Source organism: Aminobacter sp. P4_H6_2 (genome assembly GCF_056400805.1).
This window is the reverse complement of record NZ_JBFUKO010000374.1, coordinates 1-5,309: the sequence shown is the minus strand read 5'-3', so window position 1 is coordinate 5,309 and position 5,309 is coordinate 1. Positions and strand designations below refer to the sequence as shown.

Sequence of the window (5,309 nt, the reverse complement as noted above, 5' to 3'; positions counted from 1 at the left end):
TTGTGAGACAGCACGAAGCCAAGTGGGTCGTCGCCCTCATATCGCGCGAAGACCGGCTCGACCTCCGCAAAACGGCAAGCTGCAAGCCGGTTGCGACCATCCAGCACCTGCCCATCGAGCAGCATGATCGGCACGCGCTGGCCATAGGTCACAATGTCGTCGGCCAGCTCCCGAATTTCCTGCTCGGTTAGCATCGGAAACAAGTTAGCCAGCGGATGGATGGGAAGATCGTTCATGCCGTCCCCCTTTGACAAAAGGCCAGCATCGAATAGGTGTTCAGGCTACGGGGGGAAGTATGCAAGAAATCGCAAATACGATCTTTCAGGTTTTTGCCGAGCGCGCAAAGGTCTTCGAAGGAAAAAGTGCCGTAGCAGAGGCACAAAAGGCTGCGGGCGAACAAGCCGTTCTGTACCAGCAATTGTTCCAACTGGCTCGTGATATCCGATACCTCGACGAGGCGGGGGCATCGCAGCCGTTCGACAATAAGCACCTTTTCGATGCTATGGCCGCCTGGTGTGCGGGTGTTCTCCAGCGACAAGGCCCGGGCATCTTCGACGGTCCAGACGCCGCCAAGTTCGTGCGTTCGCCCTTGCCCATGTTTGACCAGGATCGTATCGATACTTTGAAGCAGGTCTCGCGCGAGCCTATGCCTGAGGCGAAAGCGCGGTTCATCCGAAATCTTGTCGTTGTCGCCCCTCTGGTTGAGCGTCGGCCGAATGTTCCCCAGCCGAATTTCGATGAAACAGCGCCGCGCGCCCGAATGGACCTTATGCTTGCCCTCTCGGACTATGCCGCAGCAAAGAATGTCGCTGAATTCCAGCCGACGATTGCAGGCCGCGTCAATGAAAAAGTGGCGGTACAACAAGCACTTCTCGACAGGCTCGAGAGTTCGCGCAAGAAACTTGCAGAAAAGCTTGTGGCCGACAAAAACACGCATGGAGAGATGCTGGACGAGCTCGACGAGAAAATCATCGGCGAACAAGACAGGATGAAGGAGCTGCAGGGTCAGCTCACAAGCTTCGAAAAGTCCATTCGTCAGGAATTGCAGCTCGATCGCGCCCGCGAAACCTGGTCGAAGCGATACAGCGAGGCCCGTAGGTCCTTCAAAAACACGGTCTGGCTTCTGATTGCGATGGTAGCTATCCCATTCATTGCCGCTTTTGGTCTCGGGCCGGCCGTCGTCCGTTTCGTCAACAATTTCGACATTGTAGTACTGCTTGGGGCTGGCGGCACCGGAGCAGTATTCGCGCACTTCCTGACCCGGCTCGTCATAATCTCCGTGCCGGTTTTCGCCTACCTCTGGGCGCTGCGGGTGGTAATTCGCTACTTCACGCGATCTATGATGCTGAAAGATGACGCGCGCATGCGAGAGACCATGCTCGACACCTATTTTACTTTGACCGAAGCAGGACGCGCCGACGCTGACAGCAGGCCGATCATTCTCAATGCGCTCTTCCGCCCCGCCCCAGGGCACGGAACGGAAGGAACCGAGCCGCCGGAGGTTGCGGCCTATTTGGAATCCCTGGCCAGGATGACTAGACCGGCCTGACACGAGGTTTATCATGCCGCTTCGACCTTCGCCTTGATGGCAATGATGATGGTTTCGAGTTCGGTGAGTTCCTTCAGCGCCTTGCGCTTTTCGGCTGGGGTGAACTTGCCGTCGGTCAGGCTTTCGTAGATCGCGCCGCGCACCTCGAAGGCCTCGCGGTCGAGCCGCGCCAGGTCGGCAAGCGTCACGCAGCTGGCGTCCTTGCTCGTTTCCATCGCAGCGAGCGAGAAGCCCAGCAGCGCGGCATAGGTCGAAAGAACCGGTGGTTCGCTGCCTGCGTCGACATGGGCCTTGTCGATATCGAAGGCGACATCGAGCCCCGCATGGCGCTGATCCTCATGGGTCGCGGAATACAGCGACATCATCGTTGCGTTTACGCGCGTGATGCCGGAGGCGATCTTGCCACCACCCAGCGCTTCCACCGCGCGGGCAAAAGCCATCTTCAGGCTGGCGCGCTGCTTGTCGGATGAAGGACGGCTCATCGGGCGGATACTCCGAAGCGGTTGGAAGTGGCGCGAAAGTTGGGAACGGCGGTCAGGCAGCCGTCGACGAAATCGGGCTGCAAAGCGTGGGCCCGGCTATTTGCGTGACGCGGACGGTCAAAAGCCTCAGATTCGCCCAGTAGGCCGGGGAGACCGACATGGCGTTCAGCGTAGGAACAGACGGCGCGGGAAATGACCTCCCCGCTCGAAATCTGTTCGGCCTCGGAAACGAGGCGCACGATCATGCGCACATTGTCGGAAAGGTCGGCCGCGTCGAAGGCGGGAGGGGTGACCTCCGACGCGGCCTGTTTTCCCGCCGGGGAGGAGGTCGGCAGGAAACTGCGGCCAAGCAGGCGGTCGCCTTGCATGGCCAGGAACTGTTGCGAGCGCCTCAGCGTCATGGCCGGGCCTCGAAAGCAAATGATGCCCGTTCCGTCGCGAAACGGAACGGGCTAGCCTTCCCGGAATCGCCAGACACCAAGGAMGGAAACACGACATGCCCGAGACAGAAGAAGATCTTATGCTCAGCCCTGCTTTCCTTGCAGGAAAGCTTGAAGCTCTCGAGATGCTTCTGCTTGCCGCATGCAGCGAACTGCCGCCGCGAGCCATGCATCACATTCGAATGGCGGCAACCGAACTTCGACAAGACGCCGAAAGCAATCGCGAACGGAATGACATCTGGCGCGACCGCGCCGCTGGCATCTGGGGCGTTGCCAACCGGCTCGACGAGACCTTGGAAATGCGAAGCGACGAAATCGACGAAGGGGCGCGCATTCGCACAGTCCAGCCCGCTCCGATTGACAAGGTCGATCAGGCTTTCCCCAAAAAAGGTTGGTGACGCCTCAGTCGATCCCGGCCATTTCCAATTCCGCCCGGCGACGAGCGGTGAGCGCTGGATTTTTGGGATTTTGCGCCCAGGCAGCACGCCGCTCCCGCTGTTCCTCAGCCACCTTGGGGCGGCGGGCGAGATAGTTTTCCCACTCCTTCCGCTTCCGCCAGTCGTAAGAGGGCGAGACGAGTTCTTGCTTCTGGCCAACGACACGCCGGCCTTGCGTCCGCAGAAACACGGAGTGGTGCATTGTTTGGTCCTTTCGTGAGGCTTCATGGCCGGGCCTCGTCGGCAACGGGCATATCAACGTCCCTTGGCCACTCCGCACCATCCGGCCAGTTGTCCAAGAACCACCGCATGGCTTTTTCGAACGTCCCGGTAGTTACGTCGGCCCGCCCCTCGGCCAGCCCGTCGAGCGTGGCACCTCGGTTGAGAACGATCGTTGAAACTCGCGAGCGCGACAGTCTGGTCGCCGCGCAGTAGGCATCAGAAACGGTGACGAGTTGGGACCTGAGCTTCATGGCGCGGAAAATGCGGAATCAATTCCGCTTTGTCAACGGAATTTCTTCCGCCTGCAATTCCGCCTCAACGCGGATAGAATTCCGCGCATGACAAATACAATTCAGAGTCGCATTGAGGAACGCCTAGCAGACCTCAAGCTTTCAGCACAGGCCGCATCGCTGGCCGCCGGCATGTCACGTGACGGCATGCGTAAGCTGCTTGCCAACCCTGACCAGGTACCGAACGGAAAGAACCTCACTGGCCTAGCAAGAGCCCTTGAAACAACAGAACAATGGCTGCTTACTGGCGAAGGTACTAAGTCGCGTGACGTTTCAGTGAGTAATGATGTTCGCCCTGCATCCATCGACCTCCCGCCAGCTACATCTCTACCCAACGACGTTCCAGTGCTTGGAACGGCGGCGGGATCGCATATGGGCGGTGCGTTTCAATTCGAAGGCGGCGTCGTTGATTGGGTTCGAAGGCCACCAGCCATGATGGGCGCCAAGAACTTGTACGCTGTCTATGTTGAAGGCACATCAATGGTACCTGAGCACAATCCGGGCGACCTGCGCTTTGTGCACCCCGATCGCCCTCCCAAGGTAGGCGACTCCGTTGTCTTAGAAATCCAATACAACGGCAACGACAGCAAGGAAGGCATGATCGGCCGACTGCTCAAACGCACCGAAAAGAGCATCTTCATCGGGAAACTCAATCCGGAAGCCACCGTGGAACTTAAGCGCGAGACCGTCGTCTCCATCCACAAAGTCCTGACCATCAACGAGCTGTTTGGCGTTTAACCGGCAGTTAAAGCAGACTCACCGACGTGCAACCCGAGAGCCAAAACAGACACGCCCGGGTTCGTATTCCTGTCATACGGAATTGTTTCCGCTTTCACAGTTGACGCGGAATTTATTCCGCCTTAGTTTCCGCTCCAATCGCAATCACTGCGATGGAGTGTTGCCGTGTCCGTATCAACCGCTTTCCTTTTTGAAGCGCATGCCACGCATCGGCAGCCAGTTCGCAAAAGTACGGCGAACAAAGTTCACTTTGTAGCGATAGCGCCGCGCATCCTCCTCCGGATAAATCGCAGTGACCGCCGTGTTGTAGGCAATGGCCTGCACGCAGCGAAATGCCGGCGGCGCGTCGGCTGCCACTTTGTGTACGCGGGCTTTGCTGGCCCGAACGTGCTCCAGCGTCGGGCTTGCTTCGTCGAGATCGGCCAACACGTAGTGAAGGCGCGCGCGCAAAGCACGATGTTCGCGCGCGCTGGCGGCCGGATCAATCACCAGCAAGATGACGCCAGCCAATGCCGAAATGACCATCGGCCACAGGGCGCCGAACGAGAGCAAGTCCGTCATGGCGGCGATTGCACTCGTTCCCAAAAACACCTGAAGCCCAGTGAACAACCTGTTCAGCCGCCCCAGGAATTGTTCGCGGATCGCGTGGTAGGCAATGTTTTCCAGCAATCCAAAGCGGGCTTGGTGCAGTTGGTTAGCTACTTCGTCCGGCTCGGCGGCGGCGGCGGCGGGGCGAAGTTCGTGTCGGTTCTCGCTCCGTCCGGCAGAGGCCTCGGAAACGGCGAAGGTGCCGGCCGAGGCGGCGGCGATGGCCGCGGATCTTTGCTCATTTCCCATTGTGACGGTCCCATTCGGATAGCTCCTCGTTCCTATGCTGTATCGAGGGGTTACGCGGGGYTGGGTCGGTCAAAGGCCCGGCTCCGCACGTTTTCCTAAACATCGGAAGAGTTTTGCTTCGCTCGCGGAAAGTCAATCGCGCGGCCCGCGACAGCGATACTTGTTCACAACTGTTCAACTAGGAGCATACGAAAATGATTTCCATCCAGCAGACCTTCGCCACGCCGATCCCGTCGGCACTTCCCGCCCCTTCGTCTGAAGCCACCATCGTCAGCCGCATGGCTCAGGCGATGCTCGAGTTGGCCGCGCACGAC

The 5,309-nt window shown here is 59.0% G+C and carries 7 protein-coding genes; 2 read left to right on the top strand and 5 right to left on the bottom strand.

Features of this window, described 5'->3' with window-relative positions:
- The coding region (locus AC1DUU_RS22090; RefSeq protein WP_476785533.1) for a ParB N-terminal domain-containing protein at positions 1 to 236 on the bottom strand (236 nt) is incomplete at its 3' end.
- A gap of 59 nt (positions 237 to 295) precedes the next feature.
- Between AC1DUU_RS22090 and AC1DUU_RS22085 the strand changes: the two genes are divergently transcribed.
- The gene (locus AC1DUU_RS22085; protein ID WP_476785532.1) at positions 296 to 1,549 is read left to right on the top strand and encodes a DUF6161 domain-containing protein; all 1,254 of its coding nucleotides are present in this window, start codon (positions 296 to 298) and stop codon (positions 1,547 to 1,549) included.
- A gap of 11 nt (positions 1,550 to 1,560) precedes the next feature.
- Here AC1DUU_RS22085 and AC1DUU_RS22080 read toward each other — a convergent pair whose 3' ends face one another.
- Genes AC1DUU_RS22080 through AC1DUU_RS22070 form a run of 3 tightly spaced genes read right to left on the bottom strand, consistent with a single transcriptional unit; the run spans position 1,561 to position 2,956 of the window.
- Positions 1,561 to 2,031, bottom strand: a complete 471-nt coding sequence (locus AC1DUU_RS22080) for a hypothetical protein (RefSeq protein ID WP_476785531.1) — start codon at positions 2,029 to 2,031, stop codon at positions 1,561 to 1,563.
- Entirely contained in the window at positions 2,028 to 2,432 is a 405-nt protein-coding gene (locus tag AC1DUU_RS22075; RefSeq protein WP_476785530.1) for a hypothetical protein, read from the bottom strand. Before AC1DUU_RS22075 ends, AC1DUU_RS22080 begins: the two co-directional genes overlap by 4 nt.
- Entirely contained in the window at positions 2,429 to 2,956 is a 528-nt protein-coding gene (locus tag AC1DUU_RS22070; RefSeq protein ID WP_476785529.1) for a hypothetical protein, read from the bottom strand. Before AC1DUU_RS22070 ends, AC1DUU_RS22075 begins: the two co-directional genes overlap by 4 nt.
- A gap of 407 nt (positions 2,957 to 3,363) precedes the next feature.
- Here AC1DUU_RS22070 and AC1DUU_RS22065 point away from each other — a divergent pair, with 407 nt between their 5' ends.
- The gene (locus AC1DUU_RS22065) at positions 3,364 to 4,158 is read left to right on the top strand and encodes a S24 family peptidase (RefSeq protein ID WP_476785528.1); all 795 of its coding nucleotides are present in this window, start codon (positions 3,364 to 3,366) and stop codon (positions 4,156 to 4,158) included.
- A 174-nt stretch (positions 4,159 to 4,332) separates the two neighbouring features.
- Here AC1DUU_RS22065 and AC1DUU_RS22060 read toward each other — a convergent pair whose 3' ends face one another.
- On the bottom strand, positions 4,333 to 4,995 hold the full coding sequence (locus AC1DUU_RS22060) for a hypothetical protein (protein ID WP_476785527.1): 663 nt from the start codon (positions 4,993 to 4,995) through the stop codon (positions 4,333 to 4,335).
- Positions 4,996 to 5,309 lie beyond the last annotated feature (314 nt).